We start from the raw sequence: 25,009 nt of genomic DNA on the forward strand, positions 1-25,009 counted from the left end.
CCCGATGAGTGCACGCGATCCCTCCGATCCCTTGAGCCTGGTGTCCCCCGCCGTGCAGCGCACCGCGGTGGTCCTGCTCCATGGTTTATGCAGCACGCCTGACGAGTTGCTGACCGTGCAATCGACCCTGCAGCGCCACGGGTATGCGGTGCAGCCGCTGAGCATCGCCGGCTACTCGTTCGACGCCGCCGCGCCGCTGCAGCAGGCCGTGCCCTTCGAGCGCTGGCTCGACACCCTCGAAGCGCACGTGAAGACGCTGCGGCGCACGCACGACCGCGTGATGCTGGTCGGCATCTCTGCGGGTGCGTCGCTGGCGCTGGGCGGCGCGATCCGTTGCGGGCGCGAGGTGGATGCATTGGTACTCATGTCGACCACGCTGCGCTTCGACGGCTGGGCCGTGCCGCGCACGCGCTTTTTGCTGCCGCTGGCCTTCTACACGCCGCTGGGCCGCCTCTGGCAGTACCGCGAGCGTCCGCCCTACGGCGTGAAGAACGAGCGCGTGCGCACCTGGATCGAGCGCGAGCTGCGCCATCGCCAGGTCTCGCGCGCCGGCAGCGCGGTGATCGGCGTGAGCCACCTGCGCGAGCACGACCGGCTGATCCGCCACGTGCGGCGCCGGCTGGACCAGGTGCAGTGCGAGCAGGTGCTGGCGCTGCATGCGCGCGAGGACGAGGTGGCCAGCCTGTCGAACCTCGACCTGCTGGTGCGCGGGCTGCGCTGCGCCTCGCTGCGCACCGTGGTGTTGAACAACAGCTACCACATGATCAGCATCGACAACGACCGCCAGCAGGTGGTGCGCGAGACCCTCGCCTTCGCCGAGACCGTGGCCCACGGCCCGGTGCCCGAACCCGTGTTCCGCGCCCGCGGACTCGTTCTCCACGCCTGACCCCAGGCCCGACCGAAAGGAACCCGACCATGTCGTCCTCTCCCACCTTCAACAGCATCGCCACCATCCTCGAGACCGACTTCCGCGTGGAACGCGCGAACATCTCGCCGGCCACCGCGCTGTCGGACCTCGGCCTCGATTCGCTGGCGCTCATGGAGTTCGTCTTCGCCGTGGAAGACGCCTTCCACCTGCGCATTCCCGAAGACCGGCTCGACCCGCGCGAGGCAGGCATCACGCTGCAGCGCCTGTGCGAAGTGATCGATGCCGAAGGCGAAGCCGCCGCTGTCCGCAGCGAGCCCATGGCAGCAGCGGCATGAGCAGCGGCGCCGCCCATGCCGTGCTGGCGGCCACCGCCACGGCCCACACCGCCGCCGCGCCCGTGCACGTGAGCGGCCTCGGCTTCGTCACGCCGCTCGGACGCAGCATCGAAGCCTTCGACGACGCACTGTTCGCCGGCCGCTCCGCGGTGCGCGCGCAGACGCTCGAGATCCCGGGCATGGACCCGATGGCCATCGCCGCCGCCACCTGCGACTTCGACGCCAGCGGCGTGCGCAGCGCCTCGCGCCTGCCGCTGGACCGCGGCACCGCGATGGCGCTGGCCGCCGCACAGGATGCCGCGGCCGATGCAGGGCTCGACCTCGACGCCATCGACCGCGACCGCCTCGGCATCTTCTGGGGCAGCGGCCTGGCCGGTGCCGGCACCTTCGACGCCACCACGCGCGCGCTCTACGGCGAACAGCGCCGCATGCGTCCCACCACCGTGCTCACCGTGATGCCCAACGCCGCGGTCGCCGAACTGGCGCTGCACTTCGGCGCGCGCGGCGCGGCGCTGGCGTATGCCTGCGCCTGCGCTTCGTCGGCGGTGGCGATCGGCGAAGCCATGCGCGCCATCCGCGGCGGCTGGATCGACATCGCCATCGTCGGCGGCCACGACGCGATGCTCACGCCCGGCGTGATGGCCAGCTGGCACGCAATGCGCGTCATGGCGCCACCGCCGGCCGATGCGCCCGCCACCGCCTGCCGTCCGTTCTCGGCCGATCGCGCGGGCTTCGCCATCGGCGAGGGCGCCGCGGCGCTGGTGCTCGAATCGGAAGCCCATGCACGCGCCCGTGGTGTCGGCGCGCAGCCCTTGGTGCTCAGCGGCTACGCCAGCAACTGCGACGGCACGCACATCACCAACCCCGACCCGGCCGGCCAGGTGCGCGCGATGCGTGCCGCGCTGCGCGATGCCGGGCTCGTGCCTTCGGACATCGGCCACATCAACGCCCACGGCACGGCCACGAGCGCCGGCGACGCGGCCGAGGCTGCCTCGATCGGCGAACTGTTCGGCAACGCCGCGCCGGTCAGCGCGACCAAGGCGATCCACGGCCACGTGCTGGGCGGCGGCGGTGCCATCGAACTCGTGGCCGCGTTGCGCGCACTGGCCCGCGAGACCCTGCCGCCCATCGCCCACCTGCACACGCCGGACGCCGCATTCGGCAACGTCGACTTCGTGCGCGGCGCGGCGCGCGAGGCGCGGGGGCTGCGCCATGTGCTGTCGAACTCCTTCGCCTTCGGTGGCACCAACGCGGTGATCGTGGCCAGCCGGCGCTTCCCGGAGGGTTGAACTTCGGGGGAGGAAAAAAGCGGGGCGGTTGTCAGCACCACCTTGCCATGGCTATGCTCGGCCGCATCCATCCTTGCGGACCTCATAGAAGAAGCGCGACATGCCCCTGCACCGCCTCGCCACATCCTCCGATTTCGACGCCGTCTTCGATCTCTACATGCATGAGAAAGTCGTGCCCTTCCTGGGCTACGACCCGATGCCGCGCGACGACTTTCGCCCGATCTTCCAGGGCTTGCTCGACAGCGGTGCTTTCTTCATCTTCGAAGTCGATGGCCAGGTCGCCGGCTTCTACCGCGTCACGCGCTACCCCGGCCGTGCGCAGCATGTGGCGAGCCTGGGCACGCTCGCGGTCGATCCGAATCTGCATGGCCGCGGCGTCGCGCAGACCATGGTGACCAACGTGCTCGCGCGGCTGAAGGCCGAAGGCGTTCGCCGCGTCGAGCTGATGGCCGAGAGCGACAACGCCACGGCCCTGCGTTTCTATGCCCGGCTGGGCTTCGTGCAGGAGGGCACGCTGCGCCAGTTCTACCGCCGGGCCGGTGAAGCGGACTTCATCGACGAGCACCTGATGGCGCTGCTGTTCGACTGATCCGCTGTCGGGTCAATGTTGTTGGTGCTTGGGCTTCCAGCGCCGCAGCAACAGCGCATTGGCCATCACGCTCACGCTCGACAGCGCCATCGCCGCGCCGGCCACCACCGGGCTCAGCAAACCGAAAGCCGCGAGCGGGATGCCGGCCACGTTGTAGGCAAAGGCCCAGAACAGGTTCTGGCGGATCTTCGCCACCGTGCGGCCCGAGAGCTCGAGCGCTTCGGCCACGAGCGCGAGGTCGCCGCGCATCAGCGTGATGCCGGCCGCTTCCATCGCCACGTCGGTGCCGCCGCCCGACGGCGCCATCGCGATGCCCACATCGGCCGCGGCGAGCGCGGGCGCGTCGTTCGCACCGTCGCCGACCATCGCGACCACATGGCCGTTCTTGCGCAGCGCGCTCACCTGCTCGGCCTTGTCGGCCGGCAGCACGTCGGCGCGCACGTCCTCGGCCGGAATGCCCAGGCGCGCGGCCATCGCCTGCGCCGCGCGCAGGTTGTCGCCCGAGATCATCACCACGCGCAGGCCGCGCGCACGCAAGGTGCGAATCGCTTCGGCGGCCTGCGGCTTTGGCTCATCGGCGAAGGCCAGCAGCGCCTGCACGTGCGCGGAACCGGCATCGTCGAAGCGCAGCAGTGCGGAGACTGTCGCGCCTTGCGACTGCAGGCGTTCGATGTCGGCTTCAGCCGGCATCGCATCGAGTTCGCGGCACCAGCGCAGGCTGGCGATGGCCCAGGTCGCGCCGTTGACTTCGCCGCGCACGCCGCGTCCCGGCATCGCCTGCATTGCACCGAGCGGCGGCGCCTGCACGCCGCGTTCGGCAGCGGCAGACAACACGGCGCGTGCGAGCGGATGCTCGCTGCCGCCTTGCAGGCTGGCGGCCGTGGCGAGCAGGTCGTTCTCCTTCGCCAGCGCACCGGCCGAGGGCAGCAGTGCCGTGAGCACCGGACGGCCCACGGTCAGCGTGCCGGTCTTGTCGAAGGCCACGGTGTCGACGCGGTGTGCAATTTCCAAAGCCCGCGCGTCCTTGATGAGGATGCCGTGCTTCGCGGCCACGCCCGTGCCTGCCATCACCGCGACCGGCGTCGCGAGGCCCAGCGCACACGGACAAGCGATCACGAGCACCGCCACCGCATGGATCAGCGCGGTCTCGACACCGGCGCCCGCGACCATCCAGCCGGCGAAGGTGACGAGCGCGATCAGCAACACCACCGGCACGAACACCGCCGCCACCTGGTCGACCATGCGCTGGATCGGCGCCTTCGCGGCCTGCGCGTCCTCGACCAGCCGGATGATGCGTGCCAGCACGCTCTCGGCGCCGACCGCGCGCACCTCGATGACCATGCGGCCATCACCGTTCACCGCGCCACCGGTCAAGTTGTCGCCGGGGTTCTTGGCCACCGGCAGCGGTTCGCCCGTGAGCATCGATTCGTCGACTTCGGACTGCCCTTCGAGCACGCGCGCATCGGCCGGCACGCGCTCGCCGGGACGCACGGCGAGCCGGTCGCCGACCATCACGTCGGCCAGCGGCACGTCGCTTTCCTTGCCGCGTGCGTTGATCAGGTGCGCCACTTCGGGACGCAGCTGCTGCAGCGCGCGGATCGCGGAGGTGGCCTGGCGCTTGGCGCGCGCCTCGAGCCACTTGCCCAGCAGCACCAGCGTGATCACCACCGCCGAGGCTTCGAAGTACAGGTGCGGCACCATGCCGTGCCCCGCATGCTCGCCGGTGGCGGCGCGCCACCACAGCCACAGCGACAGGCCGAAGGCCGCGCTGGTGCCCAGCGCCACCAGCAGGTCCATGTTGCCGGTGCGGGCCTTGGCCGCATGCCAGCCCGCGCGGTAGAAACGCGCGCCGAGCCAGAACTGCACCGGCGTCGCGAGCAGCAGCTGCACCCAGGGCGGCAGCATCCAGCTCTGGCCGATCAGGTTGCCGAGCATCGGCGCCATCAGCGGGATCGACAGCGCCAGGCCGACGGCCACGGGCATGAAGCCGTGCCAGGGCGACATCGCGGCCGCTTCGTCCTGCGCGGTGCTTTCGGCCCGCGGTTCGTAGCCGGCGGCGCGCACGGCGCGGCGCAGCAGCAAGGCCATGTCCTCGCCGCCGGTGGCCACGATGCGGGCCGACTCGGTCGCGAGGTTGACGCTCACGTCCTGCACGCCGGGCACGTTCTTGAGCGCGCGCTCCACGCGCATCACGCACGAGGCACAGGTCATGCCGCCGACCGAGAGGTCCAGCGTGGCGGCGACTGCGGAAGGTTGGGGCTGAATGTGTTCCATGGTCCCGAGGCTAAAGCCTGACACCATGGCAAGGTCAAGCGCGGATTTTTCAAAGCCCTGGGCTGGACGTTGACATCGTGAGAGGGTTGAAATTGGCGTTGTCCCCGATTCGGGTGTTCAATCCTTCCACCCTTCATTCATTCCCACAAGGAGCAACGACGATGAGCCAGAAATTCCAGGTCTCCGGCATGAGCTGCGGCCACTGCGTGGACGCAGTGCAAGACGCGGTACAGACGGTCGATCCGCATGCGCAGGTCACGGTCGATCTCGAAACCGGCCATGTGGACGTGTTGAGCCAGCAGCCGCGCCAGGACATCGTGGCCGCGATCGAGAACGCCGGCTACACCGTTCAATGATGACGGCGACCTCCGCCCCCGGCCGCCAGGTCGCCATCGGCGAGGCCGCGCGGTTGTCGGGCGTGTCGGCGCGCATGGTCCGGCATTACGAAGGCCTGGGCCTGCTGCCGGCGGTGGCGCGCACCGAGAGCGGCTACCGCCAGTACAACGACGCCGACATCCACACGCTGCGCTTCATCAAGCGCTCGCGCGACCTGGGGTTCTCGATGGAAGAAATCGCCGAACTGGTCGGCCTGTGGCACAACCGCCGCCGCGCCAGCTCGAGCGTGAAGCGCATCGCGCAAAAGCACCTCGGTGAACTGGAGCAGCGCATCGCCGACATGCAGTCGATGCGCAGCACGCTCGCGCACCTCGTGCATTGCTGCCATGGCGATGCGCGGCCTGACTGTCCGATCCTCGACGACCTCAGCCAGGTCTAGCCGGCGCTCCCTTCGTGGAACACCGAGGAACCGGCTTTGCCGGGCCTCAGGTGTTGCCCCCGGTAGGGGGTTGGAGAAGCGACACGAAGTGCGCGAAGCCTGGGGGCGAGCCTGTGATCAGGCGTTCTTCACGAGCGACAGCACCTGGCTCGTGTCGAGGGTGCGCGCCCGTTCCTTGATCGCCGGCAGGTACTGCGTCTGCAGGCCCTGCCCTTCCTTCACCACGCTGGAGAACGCGTCCTTCAGCATCTGCGTGGAAAGCGTGCGACCGCCCGCGTAGTAGCGCTTGGCCACATGGCCCAGGGCGTAGGTCGACGCGAAGCTCATGCCCGAGCTCACGGCCTGCTTGCCGAGACCGCCCAGAAGGCCGCCGCCGACCTTGCCCAACAGGCCGCCGAGCAGCTTGCGCCCCGCCTGCTCCAGGTACTGCGAGGTCAGGCCCACGCCCACGGTGGCCAGGAAATCCTTGATGTGGCCGGTGTCCAGCTGGTAGCCGTGCGCCTGGCCGATGCGGTAGACCAGCTTCATCTGCAGCGGAATGATCGCCATGGTCGACAGCGTCTCGGGCAGCAGTTCGAGCGCGCCGTTGAGGATGGCGGCGTTGAGGATCGCGCGGTCGAGCTCGGTGCTGTCGGGCGCCTGCGGCGCCGCGGGGGTTGCGGCCGCTCCGGCCGTCACCGCCACCGCCGCCGGCACTGCGGCGGCAATGTCTTCCGCCCGCTGCGAGAACTGCGCCGCCGAGGCGTCCAGGCCCAGCGAGCTGCGCACGTCCATCAGGAAGAGCCGCTCGGGCTCCGACTGCACGCCGTCGGCGTCGCACATGCACACCGCCATCTCGTACGCCAGCTGCCGCGACTCGGCGCTTTTCAGCTCGCCGGCCACCGACGCCAGCGACACCCGCTTCATGAGCACGTCCTGGTAGATCGTCGGCAGGTTCACGCCGTCGGCCTGCGACAGGCCCTCGGCGATGCGCTTGATCTCGGCGCGCTCGCGTTCGTGCTTTTCGCCGTCGACGAAGGCCGCCAGCAGGCTCAAAGTGACGATCGCTTTTGTTTCAGAAGGTGTCATGTTCGAGATTTTTCGTCATGTGAAGGAGCCGATTGGGTCCGCGCCGCGCCCGAAGGTTCCTCTGTGCGTTCTCCCCACAAAACTGGGGCAACTCTGTGGATAACCCCGGCACTGCTCTGTAGGGGTGTTGCAAGTCATTGATTTGCAAGGGAAATCTACAACCTGCTCAATTAACAGGCAATGAATTTCTCGGCCCGAAAACCGCCTTTCGCAGAATTGGCGAAGGCTGTCAAAGGACAACTCTGGGGAGAGTTTTTGCACAAGCCATCGGTTATCCACAGGGCCGGCGGGTTACCCCATGTTGTCCAAGTTGTGGGTACACCACGGAAGCGCGGGTGCGCACAGTGACGCGGGCATGACAAGTCGTTGTCACGTCAAGGAAAAAGCGACCTTTCCACAGACAGGTGCGACCCTTATCTACTACTACTAATTTGAATAAGAAGAATAAGAAGACAGGAAGAGGAAAAGCCGCGCCCGAAAAAAAAGCCGCGAAAGGCCGCGCCGGTCCCCGGCGCCTCGGGCGAAAAACCGGGCACGGGTCGTCCGTGGCCCTCGCTAACATCGCCGGATGAGCTTCAAACCCCGGATCCTGATTGCCGAAGACGAATCGGGCATCGCCGACACGCTCCAGTACGTCTTGAGCAGCGACGGTTTCCAGCCGGTCTGGTGCGCCACGGCCGAAGAAGCCATCGCGCAGTTCGCGCAGGAGCGCCCCGCGCTGGCCATCCTGGACATCGGATTGCCCGACCTGAACGGCTTCGAGCTCTTCAAACGCCTCCAGGCGCTGAATCAGTCGATGGGCGGCCCGGAGGTACCCATGGTGTTTTTGACGGCCCGCAGCGACGAAATAGACCGCGTGGTGGGCCTCGAACTCGGTGCGGACGACTACATTGCCAAGCCGTTTTCCCCCCGGGAGCTGGTCGCCCGGGTGCGAACCATCCTGCGGCGCAGTGCCAGAAACGGCTCAGGAAGCCCGCCAGTCGCCGCAGCGCCGATTCATGGGGTACCCCATCAAAACGCGCCGGCGCCGCCTCCAGCGGCGCCACAGACCCCTGCAACGCCCTTTTCGCTCGACAGCGAGCGCATGCAAATCCGTTACTACGGACGGCTGCTCGAACTCTCGCGCTACGAATACGGCCTGCTGAAACTCATGGTCCAGCGCCCGGGGCGCGTGTTCACGCGCGACGAACTGCTGCAACTCGTCTGGGACGACGCCAGCGACAGCTTCGACCGCACGGTCGACGCGCACATCAAGACGCTGCGCGCCAAGCTCAAGACCATCGCGCCCGAGGTGGAGCCAATTCGCACCTTGCGCGGCACCGGCTACGCGCTGCACGAAGATCTGCCTGCCAGCAGGGAATGACCCGCCGGACCCGGATTTTTATCGGCATCCTGCTGATCTACACGGCGGGCATCGCCTTCCTGCTGTACCGCGTCGTCTCCGACATCGACCCGCGTTACCGCGAGTCGGCCGAAGAATCACTGGTCGAGACCTCGCAGCTCATGGCCAGCCTGGTCGAGCAGGACGTGATCGCCGGCGCCATCAACACCGCGCGGCTGGAGCCGCTCTTTCGCAGCGTCTACACGCGCGAGTTCTCGGCCCAGATCTACAACCTGCACAAGAGCCGGGTCGAGCTGCGCGTGTACGTCACCGACCGCACCGGCCGCGTGATGTTCGATTCGCTCGGCCGCCACCTGGGCAACGACTACTCGCAGTGGAGCGACGTGAAGCGCACGCTCGGCGGCCTGTACGGCGCGCGCACCTCGCGCGATGTCGACGGCGACCCGCGCACCTCGGTGATGTACGTCGGCGCGCCGATCCGCTGGAACGACGAGATCGTCGGCGTCGTCAGCGTCGGCAAGCCGGTGCAGAGCTTCGGCCAGTTCGTCGAGGACGCGCGCGTGCGCACCATCTGGGTCGGCGTGGGTTCGGCGCTGGCGCTGCTGCTGCTCACCGTGATCGTCTCGGTCTGGCTGGTGAGGCCCTTCGGCCTGATCCGCGACTACTGGACCTGGGTGCGCGCGCAGCGCAGCCTGAGCCTGTCGCGCATGGCGCGGCGCGCGGTTGACGCGGTGCGCACTGGCTTCGGCGAAATGCGCGACGCGCTCACCGGGCGCAACTACGTGGCCGACTACGTGCAGACCTTCACGCACGAAGTGAAGAGCCCGCTGTCGGCCATCCGCGGCGCGGCCGAGCTGCTGCAGGAACCGCAGATGCCGCACGACCAGCGCGAACGTTTCCTGAAAAACATCGAACGCGAAACCCAGCGCATCCAGGAAATTGTCGACCGCATGATGGAGCTCACCGCGCTCGAGACGCGGCGCACGCTCGACCGCACCGAACCCGTGGCGCTGGGCCCGCTGATCGAAGACATTGCCGCCAGCGCGCAACCCGCCGCGGGCCGGCGCGGCATCCAGTTGATCGTGAACATTCGCGAGCCTGCGCGCGTCGAGGGCGATCCGTTCCTGCTGCGCCGCGCGATCAGCAACCTGCTCGACAACGCGCTCGACTTTTCACCGCCCGACAGCGAGGTGCTGCTGACGCTGGAAACCACGGCGCGCCTGGCGCGCATCAACGTGCGCGACCACGGCCCGGGCATCCCGGACTACGCGCAGGACAAGGTCTTCGAGAAGTTCTATTCGCTCGCCCGGCCGCACAGCCAGAAGAAGAGCACGGGGCTCGGGCTGGCGTTCGTGAAGGAAATCGCGACCCTGCACCGGGGCCGCATCGACTTGGGCAACGCGACGCGCGGAGGCGCCGTGGCGACGCTCACGCTGCCGCTGCTGTCAACGCACCACTGAGCGAATCACTGACCGACCAGGACGCGGTACGCCTCGCGCGTCTCGGGGCTCACGGCCTCGAGCAACTGCTCGTACGACGTCTGGTGCCGCGCCAGCATGCGCGCCGAGGCCACGGCCTTCGATTTGCAGAACCAGTGGCAGGTGTGCTGCATCAGGAACAGCTCGGCCGACATCGTGAAGGCCTTCGATTTCGGCGACCGGCCCGTCGCATTTTTCGCCACGCCCGCGATGCCGCGCGCGTGAATGCGCAGTGCTTCGCGCAGGTCGAAGCTGGCGGACGGGAACAGCGTGGTGGCGAACGGCAAGGCCACGGGCAGGCGGCTCACGCGCGTGTCGGCTTCGGGTTCGCGCGCCAGCTCGGCGGCGAAGGTTTCGAACTGGGCGGCGAGCTTTTCCTCGGTGGCGTCGAGCAGGTGCCAGATCTGCTGGCGGCGCTCGGCGTCGTCTTCACCGAGGCAGCGCAGGTAGCCCTGGGTCAGGCTTTCCATCAGCTTTTCGATCTGGTAGCGGCCCAGATGGCGACCGAGCAGCGCGATGCGCTGGCGCTGTTCCTTGGACTTGAGGATGTAGAAGCCGGCGGCGATCAGGGCCACCAGGGTGAGGATTTCCATGGATGCGAAAAGGGGAAAAAGAGAAGAGACAAAAAGGAAGCGGGGGCCGCGGCACCGAGTGTAGGCACCGCGCGTCCCCCGCGTCTTTGGGTGATCTCGCCGCTGGCTAGCGGAAGAAATCAAGAATGCGGTTGCGTTCCTCGGGCGGTGGCGGCGCACCGACCGGCGGGCCCGTCAGCACTTCCACCGGCTGTATCGGCTGCTCGGCGCTTTCCAGGCCCAGGCTCGCCACGTTGTGCCCCGGCGTGAAGTCGTCGAAGTACCACTCGCCGTCGACGTTGACCACGCCGGGCGGTTCGGCCGGCAGGGTCACGGGCACGCCGCGCAGCGCCGACTGCATGTAGCCGATCCAGATCGGCAGGCTCAGGCTGCCGCCGGTCTCGCCGCGCACGCCGAGCTGGCGCGGCGTGTCGTAGCCGACCCAGGCGATGCCCACGCGCGTGGGCTGGAAGCCCGCGAACCAGGTGTCGAAGGAGTCGTTGGTGGTGCCGGTCTTGCCGTACAGGTCGTCGCGCTTGAGCGCCTGGTAGGCCTTGAAGCCGGAGCCGCCCTTGACCACGCTCTGCAGCAGCGATTCCATGATGAAGGCGTTGCGCGCGGGAATGGCGCGGCGGCTTTCGTCGAGCACCGGGGGCTCGGTTTCCATCAGCACCTTGTCCTTGAGGTCGGTCACGCGGGTCACGAGGTACGGGTTCACGCGGTAGCCGCCGTTGGCGAACACCGAATAGCCCACCGCCATCTGCATCGGCGTGACCGAGCCGGCGCCCAGGCCCATCGGCAGGTTGGCCGGGTGCTTGTCCTTGTCGAAGCCGAACTTGGTGACCCAGTCTTGCGCGTAGGGCGCGCCGATCGACTGCAGCACGCGCAGCGTGACCAGGTTCTTCGACTTCATGAGCGCGTTGCGCAGCGGCATCGGGCCTTCGAAGCCGCCGTCGAAGTTCTTCGGGTCCCAGGGCTGGCCGCCGTTGGCGGCGGCATCGAACACCAGCGGCGCGTCGTTCACCACGGTAGCGGGCGTGAAGCCCTTTTCGAGCGCGGCCGAGTAGATGAAGGGCTTGAAGCTCGAACCCGGCTGGCGCCAGGCCTGCGAGACGTGGTTGAACTTGTTCTTGCCGAAGTCGAAACCGCCGACCAGCGCCGTGATGGCGCCCGTGCGCGGATCCATGCCGATGAAGGCGCCTTCCACTTCGGGCAGCTGCGTGATTTCCCAGGTGTTCTTGGGCGTCCTGGCGACGCGGATCACGGCGCCGCGGCGGATCTTGATGTTCGGCGGCGCCTTCGCGGCCAGGCCGGACTGCGCGGGCTTGAGGCCCTCGCCCGAGATTTCGAAGGCTTCGCCGTTGGCGCGCACCGCGGTCACTTCTTTCGCGCTGGCTTCCAGCACCACGGCCGAGATCACGTCGCCGTTGTCGGGGTGCTCGGCCAGGGCTTCGTCCACGGCCTCGTCGATTTCCTTCTGGCCGCTGGCCGGCAGGTCGACGAACTTCTCGGGGCCGCGGTACACCTGACGGCGCTCGTAATCCATGATGCCCTTGCGCAGCGACTTGTACGCCGCCGCCTGGTCGGCCGCGATCAGCGAGGTGTAGACCTTCATGCCGCTGGTGTAGATGCTGTCGCCGTACTGCGCGTACATCATCTGGCGCACCGTCTCGGCCACGTACTCGGCGTGCAGGCGGTTCGGGTCGGCGGCGTCGCGCAGGTGCAGTTCTTCCTTCTTGGCTTCGGCCGCCTGTTCGGCGGTGATGAAGCCGGTTTCGTGCATGCGGTCGATCACGTAGAGCTGGCGCGCCCGCGCGCGGCGCGGGTTGGCCACCGGATTGTTGGCGCCGGGCGCCTTCGGCAGGCCGGCGAGCATGGCGGCTTCGGCGATCGTCACCTGCTGCAGCGGCTTGCCGAAGTAGGCCTCTGACGCGGCGGCGAAACCGTAGGCGCGGTTGCCCAGGTAGATCTGGTTCAGGTAGATCTCCAGGATCTGGTCCTTGCTCAGTTGCTGCTCGAGCCGGAAGGCCAGCACGATCTCCGAGGCCTTGCGGCTGAGCGTGCGTTCCGAGCTCAGGTAGACGTTGCGCGCCACCTGCATCGTGATGGTCGAGGCGCCCTGCTTGCGTCCGCCCTTGAAGCTGGCCACGGCCGCGCGCGCGAAGCCCTTGTAGTCCACGCCGCCATGGTCGTAGAAGCGCGCGTCTTCCACGGCCAGCACGGCGTCTTTCATGACCTTCGGAATGTTGGCGAAGGGCGTGAGGTTGCGGCGCTCCTCGCCGAACTCGCCGATCAGCGAACCCTCGGCCGTGTACACCCGCAGCGGCAGCTTGGGCCGGTAGTCGGCCAGCTCGGAAATGTCGGGCAGCTTCGGGTAGATGGCGACCACCCCCACGATGGCAGCGCCCAACAGCGCAACGGCGCCGGCACCGGCCGCGATGGCGCTCCAGCCGGCGATGCGTTTCCACGGGAGCTGGCGCAGCGCACCGGCGGGTTGGGAAGGGCGAGGTTCTTGGGACATGGGATGGGGGCTAGCGAAGAGGTTGGAGCCGTGGCGCGCGCGGGCGTTCCGTCACCCGGGGATCGAGCGCGCCGCGCCGCACGCCTTCCAGCGCGCAGTGCATGGCATCGAAATACTTGTCGTGGTCGTAGGCGATGAGCAGCAGGTCCACCCCGGCGTCGAGTGCGCCCAGCGTGGCGTTGCAAAGACCTCGGTTGTAGGCCCCGCCCATCGTGAGGTCGTCGGTGACGAGCAGGCCCTGAAAGCCCCATTCGCCTCGAATCACCTGCCGCACGATTTTGCGTGAGAAAGAGACCGGCGCGTCCGCGTCGAGTTCCCCAAGGATGACATGGCCCAGCATGATCGCGGCATCCGAATGTTTCGACACGTCTTGAAACGGCTTCCAGTCGTGCGCGGCCAGCCGGGCCACGGGCGTGCGCAGTTCGGCACCCATGTGGTGCGTGTCCTCGGTCACGCCGGCCAGGCCGGGAAAGTGCTTGAGCGTGCCGCGCACGCCAGCCGATTCAAGGCCTTGCTCGTAAGCGAGCGCCACCTGCGCGGTGACGTCGGGGTCGCTCGAAATGGCGCGTTCCTCGATGCGGGTGTGCAGGTCCCAGCGGCCCGGGGCGCGGCCGGGACGCAGGTCGACCACCGGGCTGAAGTTCAGCGTGATGCCCAGCGCGGCGAGCGTCCCGCCCTGCTGCGCGCCGTAGGCGCGGGCACGTTGCAACAGTTCGTGTGCGGGCACGTCGGCCTCGAGCAGGCTGGCGAGCGCCGGCTGGCGGGGCACCATCGGCGACAGGCGCGAGACGCCGCCGCCCTCCTGGTCGGTCGCCACCACCAGCGGCGGCAGGCCGGCCGCCTGTCGCAGCGCCTGCAGGCTGGCGATTTCCGCGCGCAGGGTGTCGGCGCTGCGGCCCTTCACGTTGCGGCCGGTGACGAAGATGCCGCCGATCAGGCCCCGGCGGGCCAGCTCGCGCAGGTCGTTCGCGTCGTCGTAGCCGACGATGAAGCGCGCGCCCAGTGCCTGCGCGACCGGGCCCGAAGCAGCGTTCACTTCCATCCGGTGCTGGCGCGAGGCCAGCTCGTGGCTCAGTGCCGTCAGCGTCGCGCCGACCGTCAGGGCCAGCGCCACGACACGGCGTGTGCCGCGCGCGCTGCGCCAGGCGATCGCGCCGCTGGCGCACAGTGCGGCGAGCAGCAGAGGGAGCTCTTCCTCGCGCAGGAAGCGCAGGTGCGGGTCCTTCAAGTGCCAGGCCCAGGCGCACAGCACGGCCAGCAGCAGCCAGCCGAGCACACCGGGGATGGCGCGCAGCAGTTTCATGCGTCCACCGTGGCCGCTGGCGCCGCCTCGTTGCGGCGCGACAGCGCATACCAGTCGACCTTGCGCGTCACCAGCATCAGCGTGGCCAGCATGCCGAAGATCAGCAGCGCGCCCAACAGCAGCGCATTGCTTTCCGAGGCCAGCAGGCCGTAGAGCGCGCCGTACAGCAGGGCCACGAAGGCGGCGAACGACAGGCCACGTTGCCAGCCACCGAGCACCGCGCTGAAGTACACGGCCAGCAGCGCCACGCTGGCACCGGCCGCACCCGCGTAGGCCATCCAGAAGGCGAACTTCTCCGACAGCGCGAGCAGCAGCAGGAAGAACAGCGCGATCGACAGGCCCACCAGCCCGTACTGCACCGGGTGCAGGCGCAGCTTGCGGAACAGCTCGAACATGAAGGCCGCCATCAGCACCAGGCCGATGAAGAGCGCGCCGTACTTGCCGGCGCGCGTGCTCATCGAATACACGTTGACCGGCTGCGCGAGCGACACATCGAAGGTCTGCAGCGGGCCCGAGGCATGGCGCGACATGGACGCCGAGGGCGCGGTGCGCACGACGGCCGCCGCGGCGTTCTGCGCGGCATCGCCTTCACCGCCCCAGAGGCCGGCGCGCACCTGTTCGCGCGCCGTGGTCACCAGCGAGGACACGCGCCAGTGCGCGTCGAAGCCTTGCGGTGTCACCTTGCGCTGCGTGGCGAGGAAGCGACCGCCGAAGCTGGGGTGCGCCCACGGCGAATTCAGGTGCGCGGTGGTTTCCTCGGCGATCGGCACCATCGAGAGCGTGTCCTGGCCCACCAGCGAGAGCTTCATGTCGAAAGTCAGCGGTTTGCCCGTCTGCCATGCGGCGAGCGCGGCGCCTGAGAGCGGCGCGTGGATGCCGTCGGCATAGGTGGCGTTGTCGGGCAGGCCGGGCACGCGCTGGCGAAAGCGCAGCGCTTCGCCTTCGATCGTGAGCGCGGGCGAGCCGTCGAGGCCGCGCAGGTCGCTCACGTGAAAGGCGATCAGCGGCGGGCGGAATTCGATCGACGAATCGCTTTCGCTGTGCGGCACGGCGCGCGGGTCGAAGCCCGAAAAGCCGCCGCCGAGCGCGGCCGTGAGCGTGTAGAACGGAATGCGGAAGATGCCCCGGTAGCGCTCCTGCGGCGCCATGTCGCCCTCGATGTGCAGCTTGTCGGGGAACACGGCGTGCGTCATCTCCTTGCTCTGCGGGGCCTGCCCGATCACCTTGCCCTGCGCGTCGCGCAGCGGCTCCATCCAGCGCTCCACATACGGCACCAGCAACACGGGGCCGACCATGGTTTGCGGCCCGGCATAGGACTCGGCGAGTTCGCGCGCGGCCTCCTGCTGGCTGTCGCCGCGGGCGCGGTTCAGGTCGTCGATCCGCGCCAGCGGAATGCACAGCACCAGCAGCAGGAAGAACAGGCCGGCCACCTTGACCAGCACCGAAGCCTGCAGGGCCTTCAACAGTTGAAGCATGGGTTTCTCCCCTCTTTTCCGGGTTTTTTCGTGATGAGGCGCCGATGCTCTCCGGCCGACCCGAAGGCCGTATGAAGCCGTCGCGCGGCGCACTTCACACAGACTTCACACAGCGGCGCATCCGGTTGTGGCGACTTCAACGCGCCTTCCAACTGCCTTCTCGCACGCTCACGACAGTGAGGGCTGTGCAAGTTCGCACGCAGAAGGACACCCGCCATGGACACCCCCACCACCCCACGCCCCGGCCGTTGGCTCTGGCTCGCCACCGTGAGCCTGGCCACCGTGGGTTTCATCGCCATGGGCGCCCGCCCGGTCCACGCGCAGGAAGCGCCCGCCGGTCCGCGCCTGAAGACCGAGAGCCCGTATTTCTTCGTCAAGAGCGACGACCCCTCGGTCGACCGCCTGCCGCTGAAGGGCACGGAGGTCTCGGTCAGGATTTCGGGCGTGATCGCCGACGTGACGGTCACGCAGACCTACCGCAACGAAGGCCAGCGCGCCATCGAGGCGAAGTACGTGTTCCCCGGTTCCACCAAGGCGGCGGTGAGCGGCCTCAACGTGCGCCTGGCCGACCGCCTGATCACCGCGCAGATCCGCGAGAAGCAGCAGGCGAAGATCGAATACGACACCGCGAAGAAGGAAGGCAAGACCGCCGCGCTGCTCGAGCAGCACCTGTCCAACGTGTTCCAGATGAACGTCGCCAACATCCTGCCGGGCGACGACGTGAAGGTGGAGCTGCGCTACACCGAGCTGCTGGTGCCGCAGTCGGGCAACTACCAGTTCGTGTTCCCGACCGTGGTCGGGCCGCGCTACAACTCGCCGCAGTCGGAGAACGCCAAGGCCGCATGGCCGGCGCAGCCCACGCTGCGCGCCGGCGTGGCACCCAGCACCAGCTTCAAGCTCACCGCGAGCATCGACACGCCGATGGGCCTGAAGGAAATCCGCTCCGCCACGCACACCATCGACGTGAAGAAGCGCGACGAAGACCAGCACGCGGACATCACGCTCGGTGCCGACGGCCGCCCCGCCGACAACCGCGACTTCGTGCTCGACTACCGCCTGGCGGGCGAGAAGATCGAGTCGGGCCTCATGCTCTACAAGGGCCAGGGCGAGAACGCAGAAAACTTCTTTCTCGCCATGGTCGAGCCGCCCAAGGCCGTGACCGCCAGCGCCATCTCGCCGCGCGACTACATCTTCGTGGTCGACATCTCGGGTTCGATGCACGGATTTCCGCTGGACACCGCCAAGACCGTGCTCGAACGCCTGATCGGCGGCCTGCGCCCCAGCGACACCTTCAACGTGTTGCTGTTCTCGGGCAGCAACAAGATGCTGTCGCCGCAATCGGTGCCGGCCACGCGCGCCAACATCGAGCAGGCGCTGGCCACCATCAAGAACTACAGCGGCAGCGGCAGCACCGAGCTGATCCCGGCGCTCAAGCGCGTGTACGCCGAGCCCAAGGCCGCGAACGTGTCGCGCACCGTGGTGGTGGTGACCGACGGCTACGTGACGGTCGAGCGCGAAGCCTTCGAGCTGGTGCGCAACAACCTCTCCAAGGCCAACGTGTTCGCCTTCGGCATCGGCTCGTCGGTGAACCGCAGCCTCATGGAAGGCATCGCGCGCGCCGGCATGGGCGAGCCCTTCATCATCACCGACCCGGTGCAGGCACCCGAGCAGGCCGCGCGCTTTCGCCGCATGGTGGAGTCACCCGTGCTCACCAACGTGAAGGCCACCTTCGGCGGCCTGGACGTGTACGACGTGGAGCCGCAGGCGCTGCCCGACGTGCTGGGCGAGCGCCCCGTGATCGTGTTCGGCAAGTGGCGCGGCGAGCCCAAGGGCCGCGTGATCATCGAAGGCCAGGCCGCCACCGGCCCGTACCGCGAGGAAGTGCGCATCACGCCGCAGACGCGCCAGGACACCGCCGCGCTGCGCACGCTGTGGGCGCGCCACCGCATCCAGAGCCTGAGCGATCAGGAAGCGCTCGAGGGCAGCGCCGCCTTCAAGGACCGCATCACCGAGCTGGGCCTGAAGTACAGCCTGCTCACGCAGTACACCAGCTTCATCGCGGTGGACAAGGTGGTGCGCAACGTGGCGCCGCAGAACAGCGTGGACGTGAACCAGCCGCTGCCGATGCCGCAGGGCGTGAGCGACCTGGCGCTGGGCGCCGAGGTGCCGAGCACGCCGGAGCCGGAAACGCTGGGCGCGATCGCCGTGGTGCTGTCGATGCTGGCCATGCTGCGCCGCCGCGCACGCCGCAACGACCCGCGCCGCTTTACTGCTTGAACACAGGACGCACGACCATGTCTCTGGCAACCCTGGCCCACCACCATCCGCGCGTCGTGGACTGGGCCATCCGCATCGACCGCACACCGGCCTTCGGCTGGCTCGCGCTGCAGTGCGCCGCGCTCGCGCCCACCTGGGCCTGGATGGCGCGCCGCCTGCAGGACGGTTCCGACGATCCGCTGGGGCTCGTGGCGCTGGTCGCCCTGGCGGCGCTCGCCTGGCAGTGCCGGCGCGAGCTGCGCGCCTCGCCGCGCCTGGGCTGGCTGGCGCTGGCCGGCGTCGGCACCGTGCTCGCCACGCTGCTGCGCACGGGCGGGGGCGGTCTGCCCGCGCTGCCGCCGCTGGCCTCGGGCCTGGTGGCGGTGCTCTCGTTCGCGGCCGGGCTGCTGGCCTTTTTGCCACGCGGCGTGGCGGCGCTGCCGGTGGCCGGGCTGTCGGTGCTGGCGCTGCCGCTGCTGTCGTCGCTGCAGTTCTACGCCGGCTACCCGCTGCGCGTGGTGACGGCCGAGGCCAGCCGCTGGCTGCTTGCGCCGGGCTTCGAGGTGGCGCGCGAAGGCGCGACGCTGATGGTCGACGGGCGCCTGGTGATCGTCGACGCGCCCTGCTCGGGCGTGCAGATGGTGTGGCTGGGCTATTTCACGGCCTGCGCGGTCGCGCTGTGGGCGCGGCGCAGCGACCGCGCCTTCCTGCGCCGCCTGCCGGCCGTCGGCTTGCTGGTGCTGGCCGGGAACATCGTGCGCAACAGCGTGCTGATCGCTCTTGAAGGCGCCGGCCATGCGCTCGCGCCGTGGGCGCACAACGCGCTGGGGCTGGTGCTGCTGGCCGTGGTGTGCGGCGCCATCGCGCGCCTGATGGTGCCGGCGCGCGTCGCACCGCGCATCGACCTCGACCGCCCGCTGCCGGGCCTGATCACCGCCGAAGGAGGCCGCCGTGTCGATACCGTTCGTTGAGCGCTGGTTCGCCAACCATTTCATCAACCGCGTGGGCCACAAGAGCGCCTTCGCGCTGGCGATGCTGCTGTGCGTGCTCTGGTCGGCTGCGGTGGCGCTGCGCGCGCCGGCCGAAGAGGCCGACGCCGTGGGTTCCCACGAATGGCCCAGCCAGTGGGACGGCGTGCCGCTGCGCCCGCTGGCGCTGAGCGAGGTGGAGCAGCGCTTTGCCGATCGCTTTCCGGGCGCCATCGGCCGCATGACCGACGGCCAGCAGACGCTGGTGATGCGCGCCGTGAACCGGCCCACGCGCATGCTGCATCCGGCCGCCGACTGCTACCGCGCGCTGGGCTACCGCATCGAGCAGGCGCGGCTGGAACGCGACGCGCAGGCGCGGATGTGGCGCTGTTTTGTGGCGCAACGGCACGGTACGCCAAATTTCCGCGTCTGCGAGCGCATCGTCGACGCCCAAGGCACGGCTTTCACCGACACTTCGGCCTGGTACTGGGCGGCGGCCAGCGGCCAGTCGCACGGTCCATGGCAAGCTGTCACCGTGGCAAGACCGATGTGATGAGAACGCGTTTGTGAAGAAGACCCTGAGATTCGTGATTTACGGGCTGCTGGCCCTGGTCCTGACAGCCCTGGTGGCTATCTTCCTGATAGCCAAGATCACCCTCGCCCCCTCCGCGGGCGAGTGGAGCACCACGGTCAAGGCCGGCCCGCTCGACTTCGAGGTCGGCGTGCCGACCGCGGTGCGGCTGGCCACCTCGTCGTGGTTCGCGCCGCGGCTGAACGGCCACGCGCTGGACACCCGCTTCGGCACCGTGCATTTCACCTGGGACGACAAAACCGGCCAGCAGCAGATGCGCTGCGCGCCGTGCAGCGCCGACGTGCCTGCGCTCGGTACACAGCCCATCAAGGTCGAGCGGCTGGTGGCCACCGTGCGGCGCGACGGCAACACGCTGGCCGGCACCTTCGAGGCCACGCCGCAGGCAGCCGACAGCAACGCCCTGCTGCAGGGCAGCTGGACCGGCCGCCTCGCGCCGAAGAACCTGCAGCTCGACGTCCGCGTGCAGGACGCGCCCATCGCCCGCTGGTATGCCGTGCTGGTGCCGGCGCTGCCCGAGCTGCAACGCGCCCGCATCGGCGGCACGCTGGCGCTGCAGGCGCAGCTGCTGCTGCCCGACGCCACCTTCGCGGTGCAGCCGGCCATCAGCCAGTTCACCGTCGAGGGGCTTGGCACCGAGGCCATGCTGGGCGCACGCACCAGCTGCGGCCCGTCGGGCAAGCTGGCCAACGACAGCTGGCTGGCGCGCGCCGTCATCGCGGCGGAAGACCAGCGCTTCTTCAGCCACGCCGGCTACGACCTGACCGAAATCCTCGCCTCGATCGACCACAACCAGAAGCCCGGCCAGACCCGGCGCGGCGGCAGCACGCTCACGCAGCAACTGGCCAAGCTGCTGGTCACCGGCAGCGACCGCACGGCCGAGCGCAAGCTGCGCGAGCTGCTCTACGCGGTCGAGATGGAGCAGACGCTGGGCAAGGCCCGCATCCTGCAGCTGTACCTCGACAACGCCCCGTGGGGCGGCAACCTCTGCGGCGGCGAGGCTGCAGCGCGGCGCTACTTCAAGCGCAGCGCGCGCACGCTCGAACCGGCGCAGGCCGTCTGGCTCGCAGCCATGTTGCACAAGCCGCAGGCCGTGCTCGAGCAATGGCGGCGCGACGGCCACATCGACGCCGACCGCACCAAGTGGGTGGCCGAGAGCGTGCGCGGCATCAGCCGCAACCAGCGCGAGGCGCTGCTCAAGAGCGTGGCCGCGGCCAAGTACGCGCCGCCGGAAGCCGTGCAATGAGCATTGCCCCGCACGACATCGAAGCCATCGAACGCGCCACCGTCGCGGCGGTCGCACCCGAAGCCTGCGAAGAACTCGACGGCTGGCTGGTGCCCTTCGACCGCGGCACCGTCAAACGTGCCCGCTCCGCCGTGCCGCTGCACCGCGACCCGGTTGAGCCCGCCACGCTGGACCGCATCGAAGACCGCTGCGACAGCCGCCAGGTCGCGCCCGCGCTGCGGCTGGCCGACGCCGCCTGCTTCGACACGCTGCGCGCCGAACTCGCCCGCCGGCATTACGTGGCCGACAGCCCGACCTGCGTGCAGACCGGCTTGGCACGGCGCATGCGCGACCTCGTCGCGGCGGACGTGCGGCTGGCCGATGTCGACGCGACGCCTGACCCGGCCTGGGCCGCGCTGTTCCTCGGCGAGGGTTTCGACCCGGTCGATGGCGTGCACCGCGTGCGCTCGCTGTCGCGCGCCACGGGTTCGCTCTTTGCGAGCGTGCGCGAAAACGGCGCCACCGTGGCGGCCGGCGCCATGGCCTTCGGCCACGGCTGGGCCAGCGTGCACGGCATGCGCACCGCCCCCTCGCAGCGCGGGCGCGGCCTGGCCGGGCGCGTGCTCGCCGGCCTGGCGCAGGCGGCGCTGGCACGCGGTGTCGAACGGGTGTTCCTGCAGGTCGACGCGCAGAACCAGCCGGCGCTGGCGCTGTACCGCCGCGCGGGCTTCGAGACGCGCTGGCAGTACTGCTACTGGCAGCGCCAGCAGTGGCCGCGCTGAGCTGAACCCCACCGGCAGTGGGCACCCCCACCGGTGGCGCGGTCGGGGCTTTGGTGCCACCATGGGCGGCATGACGAACGTTCATGCCCACCACCACCCCACCGATCCCGTCGCCACCCCGCGCGGCATCGACCACATCGTGGCCGGTGTTTCCACCAGTGACGGCGACGGCGTCAAGCTCACCCGTGTGCTGCAGCAGCCGCTGCAGAAGCGGCTCGACCCCTACCTGATGCTCGATGCCTTCGGCAGCGACAACCCGGGCGACTACATCGGCGGCTTTCCGAACCATCCGCACCGGGGCTTCGAAACGGTCACTTACATGATCGCCGGGCGCATGCGCCACCGCGACAGCGCGGGCCACGAAGGCCTGCTCGAGAATGGCGGCGTGCAATGGATGACGGCCGGCCGCGGCCTCGTGCACAGCGAGCTGCCCGAGCAGGAAGAAGGTCTGATGGAAGGCTTCCAGCTGTGGCTCAACCTGCCGGCGAAGGACAAGATGCGCGAGCCCTGGTACCGCGACATCCAGAGCAGCGAGATCCCCGAGTTCACCACCGCCAGCGGCGCGCATGTGCGCGTGATCGCCGGCGTCAGCCACGGCGTCGCAGGCGCGGAGCAGCGCGCGCACACCCAACCGCTGTACCTGGACATCACGCTGCCGCCCGGCGCCGAGTTCGCGCAGCCGCTGCCGCCCGACCACAACGCGCTGGTCTACGTGTTCCGCGAATCGCTGTGGATCGCGGGCAGCGAGGTGCCGACGCGGCGCATGGCCATCCTGGCGAACGACCCCGGCAGCGACGGCACCGTGCTGCGCGCCGGCGCCAGCAACCACAGCCCGGCGCGCGCGCTGCTGATCGCCGGCAAGCCGCTGAACGAGCCCATCGCGCAGTACGGCCCCTTCGTGATGAACACACAAGAACAGATCAAGCAGGCTGTGCACGACTTCCAGAACGGCAAGCTCGGTTGAGCCTGTAGTCGCTTGCCTGCCGCAAGTCGGCGCAACCTTCGGTGTGCGCTGGCAAGCTGCAGGTGCCCGACCGCGGGCTGAAGCCGCCGAGGCCCAAATAAATCACGCTGCAGGCCGCAGGACCGCGCTGCGGTTCATGCTTCTTTACGCACGCTCACGTTCGGCTCACGGACGCGTTACAGAGGCACTCCACACTTCGTCTCACCCGCTGCCCTTTGGTGGCGGACTTCTTCGAAAGGAAGCGACTCTCATGATCTCTCTTCGCCAACGCATCGTCTGGGCCAGCCTGCTGGGTTCGGCCGCCCTCGCCTCTTCGGGTGCCTTCGCTCAGGCGCCGGCTGCCACCACGCCGTCGAGCGCCGCACCCACGGCCGCCACGGCCCCGGCCGACGCCACCGCCGCACCCAAGGCGCAGCACCAGCGCATGGACCCGGCCCAGCGCATGGAGCGCATGAAGGAGCACCGTGCCAAGCGCATGGCCGCGCTGAAGGACAAGCTCAAGCTCACCAGCGCCCAGGAAGGCGCGTGGAGCAGCTTCACCGAGGCCAGCCAGCCGCCGGCCGGTGCCGCCCGCCCGCAGCGCATGGACCGCGCCGAGTTCGCCAAGCTGACCACGCCGCAGCGCCTGGAGCACATGCAGGCCCGCCAGGCCGAGCGCAGCGCCCGGTTCGCCAAGCGCGCCGAAGCGACCAAGACCTTCTATGCCGCGCTGACGCCCGAGCAGCAGAAGACCTTCGACGCCGAGACCGCGAAGTTCGCGGGCCACGGCCATCGCTTCCATCGCGGTGGGCATGAAGGCCACCACGGTGCAGCGCCTGCCAAGAGCTGACGACCGGGCGGCCGGCTGAAGGGAGCCGGCCTCCAGGAAAGGGCAGGAAAAAGCCCGCGATGCCTTGCGCATCGCGGGCTTTTTCGTGGGCGCGCGCGGTGTTACTGCGGCGTGCCCGTCTTCTCGGTCGGGTTGGTCGGCACCGCCGGGCGTTCGCCCGGCTGGCCGAAGCGCGGCTTCACGTGCTGCGCCTCGGCGCGCACCTCCGCGCGCGAGCGCTCGCCGGTGGGCGACGGCATCGCGTTGGGCTGGTGGTTCACGGTGGTGCTGGCCTCGCCCTTGGGCACCACGCTGTTGGCGTTGTTGCGGTTCTGCGCGCGGGCCTCGGCCTTCACGGCCTCGCGCGAGGCGGGCATCGCGCTGTCGCCCGCCATCGGTTCAGCAGGTGCGGGCTTCTGGGCCTGTGCGGTGCCGGCGCCCAGCAGGGCGGCGAGCAGCGCGGCGGGGATCGTCAGGCGTTGCAGGGTGGTCATCATGGAATGCTCCTTTCGGGAGATGAAGAAAAGGCAAAGCGCGAGTGCTTGTCCAGTGAGTGGGATGGCATCGGCTTTGAAACCACCGTAGGAGCCCCGTTTCGGGTGTCGTGTGGGGGTGCGGCAGGCCTGCCTGTAGGAGCCCGCCGCCCTTGCGTGAAAGGCACGCGAAGAAGGTGGCGCGTTCCTACAGTCGGCGCGGGCGCGGCCACGTACAACGACAGCACCGATGTCCTCTTCCCCTTCTTCTGCGCTGCCTGAGCCGGCCCTGGCCGCCCCGCCGACCTCGCTCAAGGTCATGACCGTGAACACCCACAAGGGCTTCACGGCGCTCAACCGCCGCTTCATCCTTCCGGAGCTGCGCGATGCGGTGCGCACCGTGGGCGCCGACGTGGTGTTCCTGCAGGAGGTGATGGGCACGCACGCGCGCCATTCGCGCACCGTGAACAACTGGCCCGAGGCGCCGCACTACGAATTCCTGGCCGACACCATGTGGCCGCAGTTCGCCTACGGGCGCAACGCGGTGTATCCGAAGGGGCACCACGGCAACGCCGTGTTGTCGAAGTTTCCGATCGTGCATTTCCGCAACCACGACGTGTCGGTGAGCGGCCCCGAGAAGCGCGGCCTGCTGCACTGCGTGCTGCGCCTGCCTGGCCGCACGGTCGACGTGCATGTGATCTGTGCGCACCTCGGGCTGGCCGAGGCGCACCGCCAGCAGCAGCTGGAGCTGCTGTGCCACATCGTGCGCGACGAGGTGCCGGCCGACGCGCCGCTGATCGTGGCGGGCGACTTCAACGACTGGCGCGCCCGCGCGCACGATGTGCTGGCCGAAGGCGCGTCGCTGCGCGAGGTGTTCGTGCATGCCCACGGCCGCGCCGCGCGCACCTTTCCGGCGCGCCTGCCGCTGCTGCCGCTGGACCGCATCTACGTGCGCAACGCAGGCGCGCACGCGCCCGTGGTGCTGCCGCGCCTGCCTTGGTCGCACCTGTCGGACCACGCCCCGCTGGTGGCGGACATCGACCTGTGAGCACCGA

At 69.2% G+C, this 25,009-nt stretch carries 23 protein-coding genes; 16 read left to right on the forward strand and 7 right to left on the reverse strand.

Annotated elements, in window-relative coordinates:
- Positions 1-4: 4 nt before the first annotated feature.
- The 4 genes from AC07Q9_RS17425 (at position 5) to AC07Q9_RS17440 (ending at position 3,081) form a co-directional block, all read left to right on the forward strand.
- Positions 5-886: an alpha/beta hydrolase gene (locus AC07Q9_RS17425; protein ID WP_495310933.1), complete on the forward strand. Its 882-nt coding sequence runs from the start codon at positions 5-7 to the stop codon at positions 884-886.
- Between the two features lie 29 nt (positions 887-915).
- Entirely contained in the window at positions 916-1,203 is a 288-nt protein-coding gene (locus AC07Q9_RS17430) for a phosphopantetheine-binding protein (RefSeq protein WP_492681913.1), read from the forward strand.
- On the forward strand, positions 1,200-2,492 hold the full coding sequence (locus AC07Q9_RS17435) for a beta-ketoacyl-[acyl-carrier-protein] synthase family protein (RefSeq protein WP_495310935.1): 1,293 nt from the start codon (positions 1,200-1,202) through the stop codon (positions 2,490-2,492). The genes AC07Q9_RS17430 and AC07Q9_RS17435 overlap by 4 nt, the downstream gene beginning before the upstream one ends.
- Before the next feature lie 100 nt (positions 2,493-2,592).
- Positions 2,593-3,081: a GNAT family N-acetyltransferase gene (locus tag AC07Q9_RS17440; RefSeq protein WP_495310936.1), complete on the forward strand. Its 489-nt coding sequence runs from the start codon at positions 2,593-2,595 to the stop codon at positions 3,079-3,081.
- Positions 3,082-3,093: 12 nt separating this feature from the next.
- Here the strand turns inward: AC07Q9_RS17440 and AC07Q9_RS17445 are convergent, their stop codons facing one another.
- Complete coding sequence (locus AC07Q9_RS17445; protein ID WP_495310937.1) at positions 3,094-5,355, reverse strand: heavy metal translocating P-type ATPase; 2,262 nt, start codon at positions 5,353-5,355, stop codon at positions 3,094-3,096.
- A 161-nt stretch (positions 5,356-5,516) separates the two neighbouring features.
- On the opposite strand from AC07Q9_RS17445, the gene AC07Q9_RS17450 reads away from it, so the two are divergent.
- Positions 5,517-5,711, forward strand: coding sequence for a heavy-metal-associated domain-containing protein (locus AC07Q9_RS17450; RefSeq protein WP_192194276.1), 195 nt, complete (start codon positions 5,517-5,519; stop codon positions 5,709-5,711).
- Positions 5,711-6,130, forward strand: a complete 420-nt coding sequence (gene cueR / locus AC07Q9_RS17455) for a Cu(I)-responsive transcriptional regulator (protein WP_495302655.1) — start codon at positions 5,711-5,713, stop codon at positions 6,128-6,130. The genes AC07Q9_RS17450 and cueR overlap by 1 nt, the downstream gene beginning before the upstream one ends.
- Positions 6,131-6,247: 117 nt before the next feature.
- On the opposite strand, the gene AC07Q9_RS17460 is transcribed toward cueR, so the two are convergent.
- A complete protein-coding gene (locus AC07Q9_RS17460) occupies positions 6,248-7,198 on the reverse strand; it encodes a YcjF family protein (RefSeq protein ID WP_495310939.1) in 951 nt (316 codons plus the stop codon).
- Between the two features lie 568 nt (positions 7,199-7,766).
- Here AC07Q9_RS17460 and creB point away from each other — a divergent pair.
- Both creB and creC read left to right on the forward strand, forming a co-directional pair.
- Complete coding sequence (creB, locus tag AC07Q9_RS17465) at positions 7,767-8,561, forward strand: two-component system response regulator CreB (protein ID WP_495310940.1); 795 nt, start codon at positions 7,767-7,769, stop codon at positions 8,559-8,561.
- A complete protein-coding gene (gene creC, locus AC07Q9_RS17470; RefSeq protein ID WP_495310942.1) occupies positions 8,558-10,000 on the forward strand; it encodes a two-component system sensor histidine kinase CreC in 1,443 nt (480 codons plus the stop codon). The genes creB and creC overlap by 4 nt, the downstream gene beginning before the upstream one ends.
- A 5-nt stretch (positions 10,001-10,005) precedes the next feature.
- On the opposite strand, the gene AC07Q9_RS17475 is transcribed toward creC, so the two are convergent.
- The 4 genes from AC07Q9_RS17475 to creD form a co-directional block, all read right to left on the reverse strand.
- A complete protein-coding gene (locus tag AC07Q9_RS17475) occupies positions 10,006-10,611 on the reverse strand; it encodes a hypothetical protein (protein WP_495310944.1) in 606 nt (201 codons plus the stop codon).
- A 106-nt stretch (positions 10,612-10,717) separates the two neighbouring features.
- Positions 10,718-13,111: a penicillin-binding protein 1A gene (locus AC07Q9_RS17480; RefSeq protein WP_495310946.1), complete on the reverse strand. Its 2,394-nt coding sequence runs from the start codon at positions 13,109-13,111 to the stop codon at positions 10,718-10,720.
- Between the two features lie 10 nt (positions 13,112-13,121).
- Positions 13,122-14,414 carry a glycoside hydrolase family 3 N-terminal domain-containing protein gene (locus AC07Q9_RS17485; protein WP_495310947.1) on the reverse strand — a complete coding sequence of 431 codons (1,293 nt, stop codon included), beginning with the start codon at positions 14,412-14,414 and terminating at the stop codon, positions 13,122-13,124.
- A complete protein-coding gene (creD, locus tag AC07Q9_RS17490) occupies positions 14,411-15,889 on the reverse strand; it encodes a cell envelope integrity protein CreD (RefSeq protein WP_495310948.1) in 1,479 nt (492 codons plus the stop codon). Before creD ends, AC07Q9_RS17485 begins: the two co-directional genes overlap by 4 nt.
- Before the next feature lie 216 nt (positions 15,890-16,105).
- Between creD and AC07Q9_RS17495 the strand changes: the two genes are divergently transcribed.
- The 7 genes from AC07Q9_RS17495 (at position 16,106) to AC07Q9_RS17525 (ending at position 23,502) form a co-directional block, all read left to right on the forward strand.
- The gene (locus tag AC07Q9_RS17495) at positions 16,106-18,166 is read left to right on the forward strand and encodes a VIT and vWA domain-containing protein (RefSeq protein WP_495310950.1); all 2,061 of its coding nucleotides are present in this window, start codon (positions 16,106-16,108) and stop codon (positions 18,164-18,166) included.
- Positions 18,167-18,183: 17 nt separating this feature from the next.
- Positions 18,184-19,116, forward strand: coding sequence for an exosortase Q (xrtQ, locus tag AC07Q9_RS17500; protein WP_495310951.1), 933 nt, complete (start codon positions 18,184-18,186; stop codon positions 19,114-19,116).
- Complete coding sequence (locus AC07Q9_RS17505; protein WP_495310952.1) at positions 19,097-19,666, forward strand: hypothetical protein; 570 nt, start codon at positions 19,097-19,099, stop codon at positions 19,664-19,666. Before xrtQ ends, AC07Q9_RS17505 begins: the two co-directional genes overlap by 20 nt.
- A gap of 73 nt (positions 19,667-19,739) precedes the next feature.
- The gene (locus AC07Q9_RS17510) at positions 19,740-20,948 is read left to right on the forward strand and encodes a biosynthetic peptidoglycan transglycosylase (RefSeq protein ID WP_495310954.1); all 1,209 of its coding nucleotides are present in this window, start codon (positions 19,740-19,742) and stop codon (positions 20,946-20,948) included.
- Positions 20,945-21,709, forward strand: coding sequence for a GNAT family N-acetyltransferase (locus AC07Q9_RS17515; protein ID WP_495310955.1), 765 nt, complete (start codon positions 20,945-20,947; stop codon positions 21,707-21,709). Before AC07Q9_RS17510 ends, AC07Q9_RS17515 begins: the two co-directional genes overlap by 4 nt.
- Positions 21,710-21,779: 70 nt before the next feature.
- Positions 21,780-22,673 (forward strand): pirin family protein, encoded by an 894-nt coding sequence (locus AC07Q9_RS17520; protein ID WP_495310956.1) that lies wholly within the window; start codon positions 21,780-21,782, stop codon positions 22,671-22,673.
- 250 nt (positions 22,674-22,923) lie between these two features.
- The gene (locus AC07Q9_RS17525) at positions 22,924-23,502 is read left to right on the forward strand and encodes a Spy/CpxP family protein refolding chaperone (RefSeq protein ID WP_495310958.1); all 579 of its coding nucleotides are present in this window, start codon (positions 22,924-22,926) and stop codon (positions 23,500-23,502) included.
- A 101-nt stretch (positions 23,503-23,603) separates the two neighbouring features.
- On the opposite strand, the gene AC07Q9_RS17530 is transcribed toward AC07Q9_RS17525, so the two are convergent.
- A complete protein-coding gene (locus AC07Q9_RS17530) occupies positions 23,604-23,978 on the reverse strand; it encodes a serine/threonine protein kinase (protein WP_492681949.1) in 375 nt (124 codons plus the stop codon).
- A gap of 226 nt (positions 23,979-24,204) precedes the next feature.
- Between AC07Q9_RS17530 and AC07Q9_RS17535 the strand changes: the two genes are divergently transcribed.
- Positions 24,205-25,002 carry an endonuclease/exonuclease/phosphatase family protein gene (locus tag AC07Q9_RS17535; RefSeq protein ID WP_495310960.1) on the forward strand — a complete coding sequence of 266 codons (798 nt, stop codon included), beginning with the start codon at positions 24,205-24,207 and terminating at the stop codon, positions 25,000-25,002.
- Positions 25,003-25,009 lie beyond the last annotated feature (7 nt).

It is taken from the genome of Variovorax sp. GW821-FHT09A10 (assembly GCF_059418385.1).

Bases quoted from the DNA above. Each gene is read 5' to 3' on its own strand.
- AC07Q9_RS17450 (WP_192194276.1), top strand. From the start codon at position 5,517: ATGAGCCAGAAATTCCAGGTCTCCGGCATGAGCTGCGGCCACTGCGTG.
- AC07Q9_RS17480 (WP_495310946.1), bottom strand. From the start codon at position 13,111: ATGTCCCAAGAACCTCGCCCTTCCCAACCCGCCGGTGCGCTGCGCCAG.
- AC07Q9_RS17460 (WP_495310939.1), bottom strand. From the start codon at position 7,198: ATGACACCTTCTGAAACAAAAGCGATCGTCACTTTGAGCCTGCTGGCG.
- AC07Q9_RS17515 (WP_495310955.1), top strand. From the start codon at position 20,945: ATGAGCATTGCCCCGCACGACATCGAAGCCATCGAACGCGCCACCGTC.
- AC07Q9_RS17535 (WP_495310960.1), top strand. From the start codon at position 24,205: ATGTCCTCTTCCCCTTCTTCTGCGCTGCCTGAGCCGGCCCTGGCCGCC.
- creC (WP_495310942.1), top strand. From the start codon at position 8,558: ATGACCCGCCGGACCCGGATTTTTATCGGCATCCTGCTGATCTACACG.
- AC07Q9_RS17430 (WP_492681913.1), top strand. From the start codon at position 916: ATGTCGTCCTCTCCCACCTTCAACAGCATCGCCACCATCCTCGAGACC.
- AC07Q9_RS17435 (WP_495310935.1), top strand. From the start codon at position 1,200: ATGAGCAGCGGCGCCGCCCATGCCGTGCTGGCGGCCACCGCCACGGCC.
- creD (WP_495310948.1), bottom strand. From the start codon at position 15,889: ATGCTTCAACTGTTGAAGGCCCTGCAGGCTTCGGTGCTGGTCAAGGTG.
- AC07Q9_RS17425 (WP_495310933.1), top strand. From the start codon at position 5: ATGAGTGCACGCGATCCCTCCGATCCCTTGAGCCTGGTGTCCCCCGCC.
- AC07Q9_RS17445 (WP_495310937.1), bottom strand. From the start codon at position 5,355: ATGGAACACATTCAGCCCCAACCTTCCGCAGTCGCCGCCACGCTGGAC.
- AC07Q9_RS17525 (WP_495310958.1), top strand. From the start codon at position 22,924: ATGATCTCTCTTCGCCAACGCATCGTCTGGGCCAGCCTGCTGGGTTCG.
- AC07Q9_RS17530 (WP_492681949.1), bottom strand. From the start codon at position 23,978: ATGATGACCACCCTGCAACGCCTGACGATCCCCGCCGCGCTGCTCGCC.
- AC07Q9_RS17485 (WP_495310947.1), bottom strand. From the start codon at position 14,414: ATGAAACTGCTGCGCGCCATCCCCGGTGTGCTCGGCTGGCTGCTGCTG.
- creB (WP_495310940.1), top strand. From the start codon at position 7,767: ATGAGCTTCAAACCCCGGATCCTGATTGCCGAAGACGAATCGGGCATC.
- AC07Q9_RS17475 (WP_495310944.1), bottom strand. From the start codon at position 10,611: ATGGAAATCCTCACCCTGGTGGCCCTGATCGCCGCCGGCTTCTACATC.
- AC07Q9_RS17495 (WP_495310950.1), top strand. From the start codon at position 16,106: ATGGACACCCCCACCACCCCACGCCCCGGCCGTTGGCTCTGGCTCGCC.
- cueR (WP_495302655.1), top strand. From the start codon at position 5,711: ATGACGGCGACCTCCGCCCCCGGCCGCCAGGTCGCCATCGGCGAGGCC.
- AC07Q9_RS17440 (WP_495310936.1), top strand. From the start codon at position 2,593: ATGCCCCTGCACCGCCTCGCCACATCCTCCGATTTCGACGCCGTCTTC.
- xrtQ (WP_495310951.1), top strand. From the start codon at position 18,184: ATGTCTCTGGCAACCCTGGCCCACCACCATCCGCGCGTCGTGGACTGG.
- AC07Q9_RS17520 (WP_495310956.1), top strand. From the start codon at position 21,780: ATGACGAACGTTCATGCCCACCACCACCCCACCGATCCCGTCGCCACC.